The organism is Leclercia sp. Colony189, from assembly GCF_009740165.1.
Lineage (GTDB): Bacteria > Pseudomonadota > Gammaproteobacteria > Enterobacterales > Enterobacteriaceae > Enterobacter.
In genome coordinates, this window is the sequence record NZ_CP046557.1 from 303788 (window position 1) to 318003 (window position 14216).

General features: G+C 60.7%; 15 protein-coding genes. 4 read left to right on the plus strand and 11 right to left on the minus strand.

Annotated elements, in window-relative coordinates; all coding sequences use genetic code 11:
• The first annotated feature begins 164 nt into the window (after positions 1-164).
• Complete coding sequence (locus GNG29_RS01410; RefSeq protein ID WP_156653739.1) at positions 165-899, plus strand: response regulator; 735 nt, start codon at positions 165-167, stop codon at positions 897-899.
• Here the strand turns inward: GNG29_RS01410 and GNG29_RS01415 are convergent.
• From GNG29_RS01415 to GNG29_RS01440, 6 genes are read right to left on the minus strand one after another with little or no spacing between them, the layout of a single operon-like run.
• On the minus strand, positions 896-1906 hold the full coding sequence (locus GNG29_RS01415) for a carbohydrate kinase family protein (protein ID WP_156653740.1): 1011 nt from the start codon (positions 1904-1906) through the stop codon (positions 896-898). The genes GNG29_RS01410 and GNG29_RS01415 overlap by 4 nt on opposite strands.
• Positions 1906-2766 carry a ketose 1,6-bisphosphate aldolase gene (locus tag GNG29_RS01420; RefSeq protein WP_156653741.1) on the minus strand — a complete coding sequence of 287 codons (861 nt, stop codon included), beginning with the start codon at positions 2764-2766 and terminating at the stop codon, positions 1906-1908. Before GNG29_RS01420 ends, GNG29_RS01415 begins: the two co-directional genes overlap by 1 nt.
• A gap of 9 nt (positions 2767-2775) precedes the next feature.
• Positions 2776-3462, minus strand: a complete 687-nt coding sequence (locus GNG29_RS01425; protein ID WP_103177890.1) for a D-lyxose/D-mannose family sugar isomerase — start codon at positions 3460-3462, stop codon at positions 2776-2778.
• Between the two features lie 54 nt (positions 3463-3516).
• Positions 3517-4458 carry an ABC transporter substrate-binding protein gene (locus GNG29_RS01430; RefSeq protein WP_103177891.1) on the minus strand — a complete coding sequence of 314 codons (942 nt, stop codon included), beginning with the start codon at positions 4456-4458 and terminating at the stop codon, positions 3517-3519.
• 32 nt (positions 4459-4490) lie between these two features.
• Positions 4491-5486: an ABC transporter permease subunit gene (locus GNG29_RS01435; protein WP_103177892.1), complete on the minus strand. Its 996-nt coding sequence runs from the start codon at positions 5484-5486 to the stop codon at positions 4491-4493.
• A complete protein-coding gene (locus GNG29_RS01440; protein WP_156653742.1) occupies positions 5483-7003 on the minus strand; it encodes a sugar ABC transporter ATP-binding protein in 1521 nt (506 codons plus the stop codon). The genes GNG29_RS01435 and GNG29_RS01440 overlap by 4 nt, the downstream gene beginning before the upstream one ends.
• 130 nt (positions 7004-7133) lie before the next feature.
• On the opposite strand from GNG29_RS01440, the gene GNG29_RS01445 reads away from it, so the two are divergent.
• The 3 genes from GNG29_RS01445 to yjdP all read left to right on the plus strand — a co-directional run bounded on the left by GNG29_RS01445 (position 7134) and on the right by yjdP (position 10551).
• Positions 7134-9425: an ATP-binding protein gene (locus GNG29_RS01445; protein ID WP_156653743.1), complete on the plus strand. Its 2292-nt coding sequence runs from the start codon at positions 7134-7136 to the stop codon at positions 9423-9425.
• A gap of 100 nt (positions 9426-9525) precedes the next feature.
• Positions 9526-10158: a GNAT family N-acetyltransferase gene (locus tag GNG29_RS01450; RefSeq protein WP_156653744.1), complete on the plus strand. Its 633-nt coding sequence runs from the start codon at positions 9526-9528 to the stop codon at positions 10156-10158.
• 69 nt (positions 10159-10227) lie between these two features.
• Positions 10228-10551: a DDRRRQL repeat protein YjdP gene (gene yjdP / locus GNG29_RS01455; RefSeq protein ID WP_103177896.1), complete on the plus strand. Its 324-nt coding sequence runs from the start codon at positions 10228-10230 to the stop codon at positions 10549-10551.
• An 87-nt stretch (positions 10552-10638) separates the two neighbouring features.
• On the opposite strand, the gene phnP is transcribed toward yjdP, so the two are convergent.
• Genes phnP through phnL form a run of 5 tightly spaced genes read right to left on the minus strand, consistent with a single transcriptional unit; the run spans position 10639 to position 14195 of the window.
• On the minus strand, positions 10639-11397 hold the full coding sequence (phnP, locus tag GNG29_RS01460) for a phosphonate metabolism protein PhnP (protein WP_156653745.1): 759 nt from the start codon (positions 11395-11397) through the stop codon (positions 10639-10641).
• Positions 11398-11406: 9 nt separating this feature from the next.
• Positions 11407-11841 (minus strand): aminoalkylphosphonate N-acetyltransferase, encoded by a 435-nt coding sequence (gene phnO / locus GNG29_RS01465; RefSeq protein ID WP_103177898.1) that lies wholly within the window; start codon positions 11839-11841, stop codon positions 11407-11409.
• On the minus strand, positions 11828-12385 hold the full coding sequence (gene phnN, locus GNG29_RS01470; protein ID WP_103177899.1) for a ribose 1,5-bisphosphokinase: 558 nt from the start codon (positions 12383-12385) through the stop codon (positions 11828-11830). Before phnN ends, phnO begins: the two co-directional genes overlap by 14 nt.
• On the minus strand, positions 12382-13518 hold the full coding sequence (gene phnM / locus GNG29_RS01475; protein ID WP_156653746.1) for an alpha-D-ribose 1-methylphosphonate 5-triphosphate diphosphatase: 1137 nt from the start codon (positions 13516-13518) through the stop codon (positions 12382-12384). Before phnM ends, phnN begins: the two co-directional genes overlap by 4 nt.
• Positions 13515-14195 carry a phosphonate C-P lyase system protein PhnL gene (gene phnL, locus GNG29_RS01480; RefSeq protein ID WP_156653747.1) on the minus strand — a complete coding sequence of 227 codons (681 nt, stop codon included), beginning with the start codon at positions 14193-14195 and terminating at the stop codon, positions 13515-13517. Before phnL ends, phnM begins: the two co-directional genes overlap by 4 nt.
• Between the last annotated feature and the right edge of the window lie 21 nt (positions 14196-14216).

Below are 14216 nucleotides of genomic sequence, written 5' to 3' on the forward strand. Positions count from 1 at the left end.
TGGGCAATACCCTGACGAAAAACAGGCCTGCGGCAAAAATTGCGGCGGCGGAAGTGACGGGGGATGTGACGGCGGTTGAAGATTCGTGATGGAAAAGGCGTTTGGGCTGGAGCCTTGCACAGAATGGGCCAGACTGATCTTTATCTTCTCTATGGGGTCCCGTAATGAAACCAGCAATTCTGGTGGTCGATGACGACACCGCGGTCTGCGAACTGTTGCAGGACGTTCTCAACGAGCACGTCTTTACCGTCCATGTCTGCCACAACGGGCAGGATGCGCTGCGTCTGGCCAGCCAGATGCCGGATATTGCACTGGTTTTGCTCGATATGATGCTGCCGGATATCAACGGCCTGCAGGTGTTACAGCAGCTGCAAAAACAGCGTCCTGAGCTGCCGGTCATTATGCTCACGGGTCTTGGCAGCGAGTCGGATGTGGTGGTGGGGCTGGAGATGGGGGCGGACGATTATATCGGCAAACCCTTTAACCCCCGGGTGGTGGTGGCGCGCGTTAAAGCTGTGCTCCGCCGCACCGGCGCGCTGGCGGCAGAGCCTGCGGCGGTCCCGCGGGCGGGCGGGATCGGCTTTAACGGCTGGACGCTGGACACCGCACGCTGTGAGCTCATTGACGCAGCGCGCAACGTGGTCTCCCTGACCCAGGGCGAATACGGTCTGCTGCTGGCGCTTACCCAGAATGCCCGGCGGGTGTTGAGCCGGGAACAGCTGCTGGAGCTGACCCACAGCGAAAGTGCCGAGGTGTTCGATCGCACCATCGACGTGCTAATCATGCGCCTGCGCCGCAAAATCGAAATCAATCCGCACCAGCCGCTGCTGATTAAAACTATCCGCGGGCTGGGCTATGTCTTTGCCGCCGACGTACTGCATGGCGACAGGGCGGCCTAGACCAGGGGGTTCTCCTCAATAAACCGCTGTAGCTCTGACAGGGTTTTCGCCCCGTCGATGGCGTTGGCCGCCAGCAGGCTGGTCCGGGCGCAGGCGTGCGCCATCTGAATACTCTCCGTCAGCGACAGCGATTCGTGGCAGCCATACAAAAATCCGGCGCAGAAGGCATCCCCTGCGCCGACGCTGCCGACAATCTCCTCCTGCGTAAGCTGCCACGAGGGGAGCCAGCTTCCCGCCTGGCCCGGCTCCTGACCCCACGCCCCCTCCGGGCAGTGGATCACTACCCGTGACGTCACCCCCGCCGCCAGCAGATCTGCCGCCGCCGCGGCAATATTAGCGATCACCGGCGCGTCCTGGTCATCGCGCATCGGCAGGCCGCTGAACTCGCCCGCCTCCAGCTCGTTGATCACCAGATAGTCGAGATGGCGCAGGGCAGGGAGCACCAGCGGCTGATAGCGCGGATCGCCCTTACGCGACACCAGATCGAGGGACGTTTTAAACCCCAGATCGCGCATCTGCGCCAGCAGCCGCGCGCTGCGGGTGCCATATTCTTCGTCCGGCATATCCAGGCTGTCGAGCAGCAGCAGATAGCCCAGATGGAAGATCTTCATGCTGTAATCGAGCCGGTCAAAGGCGGGCAGATCCAGCAGGCGGTTCGCCCCCGGTGAGTGGAAAAAGGTGCGCTGGCCGCTGGGGTCGGTCATTACCTGCGACATGGAGGTGGGGGCAAAGGTGGTGCGCTGTACCCGCTGGCGGTTGACGTGATACTGGTCGAGCATGGCGAGAATGTAATCCCCGTCGTTATCCTCCCCCACCAGCCCGACCGCCTGTAGCGGGATCCCGGTATGCATTTTTGCCACGGTTAACAGCACGTTGAGCGGTGCGCCGCCGGTGGCGCGCTCGCTGTGGGTGATCTCCGCCAGCCAGCCGCGCTCCGGCCACTGCACAATCTGGTGGACATGGTCCACCAGCATATTACCCGCCGCGATAATGCCCCGGCGTTCCATTATGCTTGCCCCGCGCTGCCGAAGATGCGCATCTGCGCGGCGACGGTGTCGGTAATCGCCTCTTCGATGCCCAGCAGCAGCTCAGCAAACTCGTCATACAGCGGCTGCCGGTTGGCCATGCGCTGCTCCACGGCCCCCAGCGCCGCCTGAGACATGCCGGTATAGAAGTTAATTTTGTGGATCCCAAGCTCAATGGCGCGGCGAAAATCGGCGTCACTGATCCCGGAGCCGCCGTGCAGCACCAGCGGCAGGCCGGTTTGCTGGCGGATGGCGTCAAGACGGGCAAAATCGAGCTTCGGCTCCCCCTTGTACTTGCCGTGGGCATTGCCGATGGCCACCGCCAGGGCATCAATGCCGGTCTGGTCGACAAATTCCCGCGCCAGGGCTGGATCGGTGAAAAAGGCTTCGTCGGCGTGACCGTACAGGGCGCCGCCCTCATCGCCCCCCACCGCGCCCAGCTCCGCCTCCACCGACACGCCCACCGCGTGGCACATCTTCACCACTTCCCGCGTCTGGCGGATGTTCTCCTCGTAGCTCAGCGTGGAACCATCGAACATCACCGAGCTGAACCCCAGACGCAGCGCCCGCACCACCGCCTCGAAATGCAGACCGTGATCGAGGTTCAGCACCACCGGGATGTCATGCCGGGCGGCTTCAAACTTCACCGCCTCCACCAGGGAATCGAGCGACACGTACTTAAAGTGCATTTCGGCAATGTTGATGATAAAGGGCGAGCTCTCCTGGCGGGCCGCGGCAAAGAGCGCCCGCAGGAAGTGAGAGTCGAGGACGTTAAACGCCCCCAGCGCGTAACGCTGTTCCCGGGCGTGCGCCAGCCCGTCGGCGAGAGAGATAAGCGGCATGTTCACTCCTTACAGACGAAACAGGCTGTACTCGTTACACAGCACCAGCACGGCCGGTTCGTCTTCATCAATGTTGTTATAGCGGGCGGTGGGGTGCAGGAAGTGGTTGTCGGTGTCGTCATCATTCACCGAGGAGACCTCGCCCACCAGCACATCCCCAAAACCCGCCTCACTCCAGAAGCTGTGGTACAAACCGGGCGGCAGACAGATGCTCTCTCCCGGCGCGAGACGGATATGGCTGCCTGCCGCGTGGGTCTGCTGGCACCCGTCGATGGAGACCGTAATATCGCCATCCTCTTTCTGCTCATTTTCATCGGCGTTCCACAGCTCCAGAATCAGATTGCCGCCGCCGCGGTTAATGATGTCCTCGCGTTTGCGCCAGTGGAAATGCAGCGGCGTGACCTGCCCGTCGCGCACGTGCATGATCTTTTCCGCATAGCATCTGGCCCACGGCTTGCCGCCGGGCGAGCCGTTGCGCAGGGTAAAAAGGGTCAGCCCCTGGGCGGCAAAGTTATCGCCGCCGAAGGCGGTCACGTCCCAGCCGAGGCGAAGATCGAACACCTCGCGCCAGGCCTGTGCGTCGAGCTGCTGCCAGCGGGCAGGGGGAAAGCTGGCAAAGGGGGGCAAATGCACATCGTGCATGGAGAAAAACTGCCGCGTGTGGCCGAGGATTTCGTTAATTTCGGAGCGTTTCATGGTAACTCCTTACGTGATATGCAGAGCCCCTGATAAAGAGGCTCTGCACCGATCTCACTTAACCGTCCAGCCCTTATAGGTGCCGACGTTGTTCTTATCGATCATCGTCACCGGGATCAGCACCGGCTCTTTCGGCGCCGGTTTACCCTGCAGAATGCCATAGCCAATCTCCACCGCTTTCGCCGCCATCACCTGCGGGTCCTGCGCCGGGGTGGCGATAAAGAGGGAGTTTTCGCGCTTCAGCGCCTCTTCCGCATCCGGGGAACCATCCACGCCAACGATAAAGAACTCGTTACGTTGCGCCTGTTTCGCCGCCAGATCGGCCCCGATCGCCGTCGGATCGTTGATGGCGAACACGCCGTCGATCTTCGGATTGGCGGCCAGCAGCGAGGTCATCACCTCCAGCCCGCCTTCACGGCTGCCCTTGGCGTTCTGGTTATCCGAGAGCACCTTGATATCCGGATGTTTTTTAAATTCGGTCTGGCACCCTTCCACGCGGTTCTGTACCGCAGAGACCGGCGGTCCGTTGATGATGACCACGTTGCCTTTGCCTTTCAGACGGTCGGTAATCAACTTACAGGCCATCTCGCCCGCCTGGGTGTTGTTGGAGGTGATGGTCGCATCGGCACCCTCTGCCGCCACGTCAACCGCCACCACCACGATCCCGGCATCTTTCGCGCGCTTCACCGCCGGGCCGATCCCCTTCGAGTCTGCGGCGTTAAGAATGATCATATCGACCTTAGCGGCGATGAAGTTATCAATCTGCGACACCTGCTGGCCGAGATCGTAACCGCTGGAGACCAGCGTCACTTTCACGTTATCTCCCGCCAGTTTGCGTGCTTCCAGCTCCGCCCCTTTGGTGATCTGCACAAAGAACGGGTTGGCCAGATCACCCACCGTCACGCCGATGGACTTCAGCTCTTTGGCCTGGACAAATGGGGTTGCTGCAAGCAGTGCGCCAGCACAGAGCGCGGTAACAAGAGGTTTTAAACGCATATTTTTCGTCCTCGTTATGTAGGGTATTGTTGTTATGCACTTTGATGGTGTCGGGTACGGTATTTGTCGATCAGTACCGCAATGATGATCACCGCCCCTTTGATCACCAGTTGCCAGAAGTAGGAAACGCCCATCAGCGTCATGCCGTTGTTAAGGGTGGCAATAATCAGCGCCCCCACCAGCGTGCCGGTGATGGTGCCGATGCCGCCGACAAAGCTGGTGCCGCCGAGGATCACCGCCGCAATCGCATCCAGCTCATAGCCGGTGCCGAGGTTGCCGTTGGCGCTGTAGAGTCGCGAGGCGCTCATCACTCCGCCCAGACCCGAGAGCAGGCCGCTCATGCCGTAGACAAACAGCAGTACCATCCAGACCTTGATGCCCGTTAAGCGCGCCGCCTGCATGTTGCCGCCCACCGCATAAATGTGTACCCCGAGGGTGGTGCGGCGCAGGATGAACCAGCAGATGACGATGACCGCGAGGGCGATCACCACCAGCCATGGCACCGGCCCGAGGTAGTTATTGCCGATCCACTCAAAGCTGATGCTGGAGTTAATCACCGTGGTGCCGTCCGCCAGCAGATAGGCCGCCCCGCGCAGCGCCGTGTAGGTGCCGAGCGTGACGATAAAGGGGGGCAATCCGGCAAAGGCCACCAGCGCCCCGTTGATGGTGCCCAGCACCAGCCCGAGCATCAGGGCCGCCGGGACCGAGAGCATGGAGAGCTCCGGCATCAGCGAGACCACCATCGCCGCCACTGCGGTGGTGCCCAGAATCGAGCCTACCGAGAGGTCGATGCCGCCGGTCAGAATGATGAAGGTCATCCCCGCCGCCAGCACGATATTGATGGAGGCCTGACGGGTGATGTTCAGCAGGTTGCTTTCGGTAAAGAAGTTCGGGGCGATAAAGCCAAAGACGGCGACAATCAGGATCAATATCGGCAGGATCCCGATGGTTTGCATCAGATCGCCCATCAGCATTTTTTTGGCGGAGGCCGCTTTGGCCACCTGTTGCGGACTATTTTGTTGGCTCATGATTTTACCGCCTGGTGATGAGAGTCGTTAACGCCGGTTGCCAGCGTCATAATGTTTTCTTGTGTGATATCGGCCCGATGCAGCTCGCCGGCGATGCTCCCTTCGCGCATCACATAGACGCGATCGCTCATGCCTACCACTTCCGGCAGTTCGCTGGAGATCATCAGGATCGCCACCCCTTTGCGCGCCATCTGGTTCATGATCCGGTAGATCTCGCTTTTGGCCCCGACATCCACGCCGCGGGTCGGCTCGTCGAGGATCAGAATGCGCGGGCCAATCGCCACCCAGCGGGAGATGAGTAGCTTCTGCTGATTGCCACCGGAGAGGCCGCCCGCCCGCACCTGGGAATGCGGCACGCGAATGTTAAGCAGGGCGATGGCATCATCGGAGATCGACTGCGCTTTTTTGCGGTTAAGCATGCCGAAGGTGGCGTCGCGCTCCAGCGTCGCCATGGTGATGTTCTCCTGCGCCGCCAGCTCAAGGAACAGCCCCTGCTCCTTGCGGTTCTCGGTTAAAAAACCGATGCCGTGCTCAATGGCGGCACGCGGGGAGTGGATCACCACCGGCTCGCCATCCACCTCAATCATGCCGCCGGTGGCCTTGCGCACGCCAAAAATCAGCTGGGCCAGCTCTGAGCGTCCGGCCCCCACCAGCCCGGCGAGCCCGACGATTTCACCGGAGCGCACCAGCAGGCTACAGGGCTGCACTTTGCCACCGTCGGTCAGATGGTGGACATTCAGGCGCGGGCTGCCGAGAGGGATATCGCGCTCTTTATTGAACAGATCGCTCAACGGACGCCCGACCATCATCCGCACCAGTTCAGCGGCGTTGAGCTTGTCGCGGGTCAGGCTGCCGACGTACTGGCCGTCACGCAGTACGCTGACGCGATCCGACAGCTCATATACCTCCGCCATGCGGTGGCTGATGTAGATGATCGCCATCCCTTCATCGCGCAGGCGCAAAATCAGTTCAAACAGACGATGGGTCTCGCGAGAGGAGAGGGCGGCGGTGGGTTCATCCATCACCAGAATGCGACTGTTGCGGTGCAGCGCGCGGGCAATCTCCACCTGCTGCTGCTCGGCGATGGTCAGCTTCATCACCAGATCGGTGGCCTTAAACTGGGCGCCAAGCCGGTCAATTACCGCCTGGGCCTGGGCCGCCATCTCTTTACGCTGCACCAGCCCGCCGCGCGACAGCTCGCTGCCGAGGAAGATGTTTTCGGCCACGGTAAGGTTTGGTGCCAGCTGCATCTCCTGATAAATCAGGGTGATGCCTGCCGCCAGGGCATCTTTTGGGCCTTTGATGTGAAACGGCTTGCCGTCGATCAGGATCTCGCCGCTGGTGGCGATGTAAGCCCCGGCGAGAATTTTCATCAGCGTACTTTTTCCGGCGCCGTTTTCACCCATTAGCGCGTGGATCTCACCGGGGAAGACCGTCAGATCCACACCCTTCAGCGCGTGAAAGCTGCCAAAGGTTTTGGCAATGCTGCGCATCTCTAAAACCGGGGTCCTGCTCATGGCGGATCTCCTGTGACGTTCGATATCCGCACTTCATCACAGCCCGGTAAATGCAAAATGTCAGAAGTCGTTCATATTTGTCATAGTTATGAATAGTTAATGTGGATCACAGTTACGCCACGGAGCCAACATGCCTTCACGCCGTCCTCCCTTTTTCGCCAGCGCCCGTGGCCGCCTGCTGATCTTCAATCTGCTGGTGGTGGCGGTGACGTTAATGGTCAGCGGCGTGGCGGTGCTGGGCTTTCGCCACGCCAGCCATATCCAGGAGCAGGTGCAGCGCCAGACGCTGGACGACATGACCGGCAGCATGAATTTGTCGCGGGAAACCGCCAACGTGGCGACGGCGGCGGTACGTTTGTCGCAGGTGGTGGGGGCGCTGGAATATAAAGACGAAGCCAACCGGCTGAAACAGACCCAGACGGCGCTGGGCCATTCACTGGCGCAGCTTGCCGATGCGCCGCTGGCGCAGCAGGAGCCCGCACTGGTGGCGCGGATCATCCGGCGCAGCAACGAGCTGCAACAAAGCGTGACCGGGATGCTGGAGCGCGGACAGCGACGCCACCTGGAGCGTAATGCCCTGCTCAGCGCGCTCTACCAGAGCCAGAGCTATCTCCGCCATCTCCAGGAGATCAACCGCCGCTACGCCAGTAACGTGCCCGATGCCCGCCTGCTCAGCGAGATGGACCGGCTGATCGTCGCCGCCATCGAAACTCCTTCGCCGCGGGCGACCATCCAGCAGCTTGATACGGTGACGGCGATGCTGCCCCCTGGGGCCACTCAGCCGGTGGTGGGCTTTGTGCTGCCCGATTTTAACGCCGAGCTGAACAAGCTCGGCCCGCTCTCCCGGCAGCTGGAAGAGAGCGATCTGTCGATCAGCTGGTATATGTTTCACATCAAAGCGCTGGTGGCGATCCTCAACAGCGATATCAATCAGTATGTGGAGCAGGTGGCGCAGGCATCCCAGCTGCGTACCGCCCAGAGCCATCAGGAGCTGCGCTCCATCAGCGTCTTTATTACCCTTTCCGCCGTGCTGGCGCTGATCATTACCGCCTTTGCCTGCTGGTACATCTACCGCAACCTGGGCACCAACCTGACCGCCATCTCCCGGGCGATGTCGCGGCTGGCCCACGGGGAACAGGATGTCTCGGTGCCTGCGCTGCAACGGCGGGATGAGCTGGGCGAGCTGGCGCGGGCATTTAACGTCTTTGCCCGCAATACCGCTTCGCTGGAGCACACCACCCGGCTGCTGAAAGAGAAAACCTCCCAGATGGAGGTGGATCGCATTGAACGTCAGGGGCTGGAGGAGGCGCTGCTCCACAGCCAGAAGATGAAGGCGGTGGGTCAGCTGACGGGCGGGCTGGCGCATGATTTCAATAACCTGCTGGCGGTGATCATCGGCAGCCTGGAGCTGGCCGACCCCCATTCACCGGATGCGCCGCGCATCAGCCGCGCGCTGAAGGCCGCCGAGCGCGGGGCGCTGTTGACCCAGCGCCTGCTGGCCTTCTCCCGCAAACAGTCCCTGAACCCGCACGCGGTGGAGATGAAACCCCTGCTGGAAAACCTGGCCGAGCTGATGCGCCACTCCCTGCCCGCCACCCTTTCACTGGAGATCGAAGCGCAGACCCCGGCCTGGCCGGCGTGGATTGATATCAGCCAGCTGGAAAACGCCATTATTAACCTGGTGATGAACGCCCGGGATGCGATGGAAGGGCAAAGTGGAGTGATAAAAATCCGCACCTGGAACCAGCGCGTCACCCGCAGCGACGGACGCAGGCAGGATATGGTGGCGCTGGAGGTGATCGACCACGGCTGCGGGATGTCGCAGGCCATTAAATCCCGGGTCTTCGAACCCTTCTTCACCACCAAGCAGACCGGCAGCGGCAGCGGGCTGGGGCTGTCGATGGTGTATGGCTTTGTGCGCCAGTCCGGCGGGCGGGTGGAGATCGAAAGCGCGCCCGGGCAAGGCACCACCGTGCGGCTGCATCTGCCCCGCGCCACCCAGCCAGCACTTCCCCAGCCAGAGACGCTGGCGGCCGCCGCAGCGGTACAAAGCGACCGGCTGGTACTGGTGCTGGACGACCAGAGCGATGTTCGCCAGACCCTGTGCGAACAGCTGCACCAGCTGGGCTACCTGACGCTGGAGGCGGAAACCGGCGAGCAGGCGCTGCAGATGCTGAACGCATCGTCGGATATCGAGATGTTTATCAGCGACTTAATGCTTCCCGGTACCCTGAGCGGCGCGGAGGTGATCCAGCAGGTTCGCCAGCAGTTCCCGCATCTCCCCGTGCTATTGATGAGCGGCCAGGATCTGCGCCCGGCACATAACCCACAGCTGCCGGATGTGGAGCTGCTACGTAAGCCTTTTACCCGTGCGCAGCTGGCGCAGGCGCTGCAAAAAATCGGTGCCATGTTTAAGAATTAATCAATCGTATCCGCTGCATGGGTGATGTTAATCTGCGCAAAAATGAGCGGATTAGGATATAAAAGGACTTATGCCGGTACTGACGAGAGGGGACTCACATATGATCGTGATGCCTACAACCTATAGCCCGATGACAGTCGCACGCGCCTTTACGCGGGTGGAAGAGATTGAACTCTCAGGGCGATTGCTGCATGTCATCTATGATCCCCAGACGCCTCGCGCGGCAATCATTGAAGCGGATATTGAAATCTTTGAAGGCATACCGCGACATCGGGTTGTGGCAGCGCTGGATTTACAGCGCAAACCTGCACTCGGTAAAGATATCGTTGCTGTTGAACGCTGCTGGGAAGATGCCCACATCCTTCAGGTTGAAGGCGTCTGTGTTGATCCTGGCGAGCGGGATAAAGGGCTGGCAACCCGACTTTATGAGGCATTAATCCTCCAGTGCGGTATTACGCTAATAAGCGATTTTGATCAGTACGAAGGCGGTAAAATGCTTTGGCAAAAGATTGCCCGTGAATCGGATCAAATCGCTGTGTTCGTACTGGATACCGAGCAAGGCGCATTTTGGCCTTATGATGGCAGTAAAGTGATTTACGATGGCGGCTGTATTCCTGAGGAGCGTATCTGGAGTGTTTCGCCTGACCAAAAATGCCATCGCGTTGTTTTAGTGGCCGAGAACAGGCAACGTGCGAATCACCTTATGGAAGAAACTTCCCCTTACAGAATTTGAGATTCCTCCGCTACTCGCTCCACCCGCTGTTTATTACCGTAAAGCCAGCTCACCTGCGAGACTGGCTTTATGAAACATTACTCTACCGCCCTGTTATTGGGTCTGCTCTCTTTAACCAGCCATCTGGCTCACGCTGATATTGTTGACGACACCATCGGCAATATTCAGCAGGCGATTAACGACGCCTACAACCCCAACAGCGACCGCAGTAACGATGACGATGACCGTTACGATCGGCGTCGCAGCAGCGATAACCGACAGTATGAAGAGCGCCAGCGCCAGCTGGACGATCGCCGTCGTCGCCTGGATGAACGTCAGCGCCAGCTGGATGAAGACCGGCGTCGTTTAGAAGATGACGAGCGCAGGCTGGAAGAGGATTACGATCGGCGGTAATGCCAATGCCCGGCGGCGCGCCGCTTGCACGGGCCTACGGTTTTGTAGGCCGGGTAAGGCGAAGCCGCCACCCGGCATTGCGATACCTCAGTCCAGCGCCAGCACCATTCCGTCATACCCCGCCTCAAACCCCACAGGGAGCGGGTTGTCCATCATCCACACGTCAAACTCATGGCTGATATGGGTCAGAATGACCTGCGGGCAGCCAATTACCTGATTGAGCGCAATAACCGTATTCAGATCGCAATGGTTGCGCGGCGTCTCATCCTGCGGCGCATGGCTACAGTCAATCACGATCGCCTGTGGCTGGTTGTTGAGCAGAAACTTCACCGTTTTCTCCGGCAGCCCGGCGGTATCGGAGAGCCAGGCCACGCGGCTGTAGGCGCTCTCCAGCAGATAGCCAAAAGTCAGCTTCGAATGGTTGAGCGGCAGCGGCGTCACCCGCAGGCCCTGGAGTTCAAAGACCACAAACGGCTCGAGAGTATGGCTTAAGTCGAGAAGGCCGGGATGTTTAAAGAGATCGTCGCACCCGGCTTCATCTGGCGGGCCGTAAACCGGAATGGTCGCCCCCACGCCCCAGCGCAGCGGAAACAGCCCCTGGACATGATCCATATGGTAATGGGTGAGTAAAATCTGCTGAAAACTGCCCGCAGGCCAGTCGTCCATCAGGTGCGGGATCCCGGCATCCAGCAGCGTCACCGCATCATTGAATTTGACCACCGCGCTACAGGGGCGACGGCGATAATCTTCCTGCAAACGCGCCCGGCGGCAGGCCGGACAGTCGCAGCCAAAAGCGGGCACCAGCTGGGCGCCACCGGTTCCCGTTAACGTAATGGTCAGACTCATGGCGCCTCCTTACAGAGGTTTAGTGAAGCGGAAGTGGCTCTGGGTATACCCTTCACGAAGATAAAAGCGGTGCGCATCGAGACGCTTTACGCTGGTGGAGAGCTCGGTCATCTCCGCCCCGGCGTGGCGGGCCTCTTCTTCCGCCCAGGCCAGCAGCCGGCTGCCGACCTTCAGACCGCGCGCCTGTGGCATCACCACCAGCTCCTGGATCTCGCCGATCCAGTTGGCGTGATGCAGGTGAAACTGCATGTGCAGGCCGATCATCCCGATGATATGTCCATCCTGTTCCGCCAGCTGGTAACGCATATTGTGATCCTGCAGATTGGCCGCGAACCCCGCATGGAACGCCGAACGGTCAAGCTCCGCCTGTTTTAACTCACAGATCAGGCCATAGACCGCGTCAACGTCCTCCGCGGTGGCGGGGCGCAACTCACACTCGGGCATGGTTTTTCTCCTTCTGGCTAATGAGTGAAAGGAAGTTGTCGACAGACTGATGCAAACTGCCGTCATTGTTAAGGATCGGGCAGTCGGACGGCGTATAACGGGCGGCGCGCGCCAGCCGCTGGTCGATCTCTTTAGCGCTCTCCCGCCCACGCGCCTGCAGCCGGCTACGCAGGATCTCCGGCGACACCTGCAGGCAGATCGGCAGCAATGCCCCGGCGTAACGCGCCTGCGCCTGGGGCAGATGGGCGCGCGAGCCGTTTACCACCACGTCGAACCCGGCGTGCAGCCAGAGATCGATCTCCAGACCCACCCCATAATAATAGCCATTAGCGTGCCAGCTCAGGGCAAACAGATGCTGCCCGGCGCGGGTAAAAAACTCCGGCTCGCTGAGGGCGATGTGGTTTTCGCTCCCGGCAGTAGCGGCGCGCGTGATATAGCGGTGCGCCACCAGCAGTTGTGGATGAGGCTGCTCGCGCAACGCCGCCAGCAGGCTATCTTTTCCGGAGCCGGAAGGCCCCATTAACCAGATTAGTCTTCCCATCAGAACACCCGTTTTCCCTGACGCCAGACGTGGTCGATATGAATGTGCTCGCCTTTACGGTGCGCCAGCACCAGGTCCGCCCGCTTGCCTTCGCCAATCACCCCGCGATCGTGCAGGTTGAGCGCCTGCGCCGGGTTGCGGGTCACCAGGCGGATCGCCTCCGGCAGGGTAAAACGATTCTCCTCGTCGTCCGCCACCCGGAACGCCGCATCCAGCAGGCTGGCGGGGTAGTAATCGGAGGAGAGGATATCCAGCAGGCCGAGGGAAGCGAGCTGGCTTGCCGCTACGTTGCCGGAGTGCGAGCCGCCGCGCACGATATTCGGGGCGCCCATCAGCACGTTCATTCCGTGCTGGCGGGAGGCCTCTGCGGCTTCGAACGTGGTAGGAAATTCGGCGATCACACTGCCAAGCTGCCGGGATTCAAGCACATGATTCGCGGTGGCGTCGTCATGGCTGGCGAGGGCGATATTGCGCGCCCGGCACAGCGCAGCAATGGCCTGGCGGTTGGGCTGCGACCAGCGGGCAGCAAGCGCCAGCTGCTCCTCTTCGTAGCGCGCCATCTGCGCGTCATTAAGGGCGTATTTGCCCTGATAATATTCACGATACTTTTCGATTTTAGCGAACTGGCGCTGGCCCGGCGAGTGGTCCATCAGCGACACCAGAGTGACCGGCTCACGGTCCACCAGCTTCTCGAACAGCGGCAGGGTGGTGTGATGGGGCAGCTCGCAGCGCAGGTGCAGGCGGTGCTCGGCGCGGTTGAGGCCACGTTTTTGCGTCTCCTCCACCGCGTTGATCATCTTCTCCAGATTTTCAAGACGATCGCCGCCGTCGCGCACGTCGCCAATCGCCACCGCATCCAGCACGGTGGTAATACCGCTGGCAACCATCATCCCGTCGTGGCTGCTCATTGCCGAATGGGCGGGCCAGTCCACTTTGGGCCGCGGGGTGAAGAACTTATCCATGTTGTCGGTGTGCAGCTCAATCAGCCCTGGCAGCAGCCAGCCGCCTTCACCGTCCATCGCTTCCGGCAGGCGGCTTTGGGTTTCGGCAAAGGCGCGAATGATGCCGTCCTGAATGTCGATGGAGCCGTCAACGACCTCGTTTTCCAGCACCAGTTTTACGTTATTGACGATCATGCGGTGATCCCCATCGGGTGCAGACGATCCGCCACGCGATCCCGCACCGCGTCGTCGTGGAAGATCCCGACGATCGCTGCGCCGCGCGCTTTGGCCTCTTCGATCAGTTCAATAACCGCTGCGCTGTTTTTGGCATCCAGCGAGGCGGTCGGTTCATCGAGCAGTAAAATCGGGTAATCGACGATAAAGCCGCGGGCTATATTCACCCGCTGCTGCTCGCCGCCGGAGAAGGTGGAGGAGGCGAGATGCCACAGGCGCTCCGGCACGTTAAGGCGCGTCAGCAGGCTGGCGGCTTTGGCGGCGCAGATGTCGCGTGGTACGCCCAGATCCAGCAGCGGCTGCATCACCACCTCCAGCGCCGGAACGCGCGGGATCACCCGTAAAAACTGGCTGACCCAGCCAATGGTAGTGCGCCTGACGTCCCGCACCTTACGCGCCGGGGCCTGCACCAGATCGACCCATTCGTCGCCGTGGCGCACATGGATATGGCCTTCGTCCGGCAGGTAGTTGGCATACAGCGAGCGCAGCAGGGTCGATTTGCCGCTGCCGGAGTGGCCGTGCAGCACCACGCATTCGCCATTTTTTACCTCAAGGGAGGCGTTTTGCAGCACCGGCAGGCGCACGCCGTTTTGCTGGTGGAGTACAAAGGTCTTACTTACGTTTTGTACGTGGATCATTTTGGCCTCGTGGCGTTTTCT

Coding starts and splice junctions, on each gene's coding strand:
- GNG29_RS01410 (WP_156653739.1), top strand. CDS start 165: ATGAAACCAGCAATTCTGGTGGTCGATGACGACACCGCGGTCTGCGAA.
- GNG29_RS01415 (WP_156653740.1), bottom strand. CDS start 1,906: ATGGAACGCCGGGGCATTATCGCGGCGGGTAATATGCTGGTGGACCAT.
- GNG29_RS01420 (WP_156653741.1), bottom strand. CDS start 2,766: ATGCCGCTTATCTCTCTCGCCGACGGGCTGGCGCACGCCCGGGAACAG.
- GNG29_RS01425 (WP_103177890.1), bottom strand. CDS start 3,462: ATGAAACGCTCCGAAATTAACGAAATCCTCGGCCACACGCGGCAGTTT.
- GNG29_RS01430 (WP_103177891.1), bottom strand. CDS start 4,458: ATGCGTTTAAAACCTCTTGTTACCGCGCTCTGTGCTGGCGCACTGCTT.
- GNG29_RS01435 (WP_103177892.1), bottom strand. CDS start 5,486: ATGAGCCAACAAAATAGTCCGCAACAGGTGGCCAAAGCGGCCTCCGCC.
- GNG29_RS01440 (WP_156653742.1), bottom strand. CDS start 7,003: ATGAGCAGGACCCCGGTTTTAGAGATGCGCAGCATTGCCAAAACCTTT.
- GNG29_RS01445 (WP_156653743.1), top strand. CDS start 7,134: ATGCCTTCACGCCGTCCTCCCTTTTTCGCCAGCGCCCGTGGCCGCCTG.
- GNG29_RS01450 (WP_156653744.1), top strand. CDS start 9,526: ATGATCGTGATGCCTACAACCTATAGCCCGATGACAGTCGCACGCGCC.
- yjdP (WP_103177896.1), top strand. CDS start 10,228: ATGAAACATTACTCTACCGCCCTGTTATTGGGTCTGCTCTCTTTAACC.
- phnP (WP_156653745.1), bottom strand. CDS start 11,397: ATGAGTCTGACCATTACGTTAACGGGAACCGGTGGCGCCCAGCTGGTG.
- phnO (WP_103177898.1), bottom strand. CDS start 11,841: ATGCCCGAGTGTGAGTTGCGCCCCGCCACCGCGGAGGACGTTGACGCG.
- phnM (WP_156653746.1), bottom strand. CDS start 13,518: ATGATCGTCAATAACGTAAAACTGGTGCTGGAAAACGAGGTCGTTGAC.
- phnL (WP_156653747.1), bottom strand. CDS start 14,195: ATGATCCACGTACAAAACGTAAGTAAGACCTTTGTACTCCACCAGCAA.